The organism is Sphingobacterium chuzhouense (genome assembly GCF_014692525.1).
Taxonomy (GTDB): Bacteria; Bacteroidota; Bacteroidia; order Sphingobacteriales; family Sphingobacteriaceae; genus Sphingobacterium; species Sphingobacterium chuzhouense.
In genome coordinates, this window is the sequence record NZ_JACNYL010000012.1 from 1 (window position 1) to 795 (window position 795).

The 795-nt window shown below is 55.7% G+C and carries 1 rRNA gene; it reads left to right on the plus strand.

The features are described from left to right. Positions 1-287: 287 nt before the first annotated feature. Positions 288-795 (plus strand): 23S ribosomal RNA (locus tag H8B21_RS20500); the annotation flags it as partial.

Genomic DNA, 795 nt, shown 5'->3' on the forward strand with positions numbered 1-795 from the left:
GAATACCTCCTTTCTGGAGCGTCCGGACCGGATTCCGCTGCGCACATTCATGGTCATTTTATAAGGTAACGGGATACGGGTGTTTGGTTACGCCCGTATCCGCATATCCCCTAACCGGCGTACCTGCCCGGGCATCGCTGCCCTGGACGGGTCGGAGTGTTACGGGGTGAAAGTTCTTTGACATATTGGGATAGAAAAAACAAACGAGAGGACAGAGGAAGTCGGGCACCGATCTATCGGTGCCGGACGGAGGCAGTCCCATGCCAGGCAAAAGGGGTATGGGACGGAAGAAAGTAAATAAGGGCACACGGGGGATGCCTAGGCTCCCAGAGGCGAGGAAGGACGCGACAAGCTGCGATAAGCCGCGGGGATCGGCACATACGAATAGATCCGCGGGTTTCCGAATGGGGCAACCCGGCATGCTGGAGGCATGCCACCGTATATCTGAGATATTCGGGGCGAACGCGCTGAACTGAAACATCTAAGTAGGCGCAGGAGGAGAAAACAAGAGTGATTCCGCAAGTAGTGGCGAGCGAACGCGGAGCAGCCCAAACCTGTTATGTTACGGCATGGCAGGGGTTGTAGGACTGCGATATTGTACCGTATGATGAACTGGAAGCAGGTGGGAAACTGCGCATTACGGGTGAAAGCCCCTTACAGGCAAAGAATATGGACATAGCAGTATCCTGAGTAGCGCGGGACCGGAGAAATCCTGCGTGAACCCGGCGGCACCATCCGCCAAGGCTAAATACTCCTGGGAGACCGATAGTGGACCAGTACCGTGAGGGAAAGGTG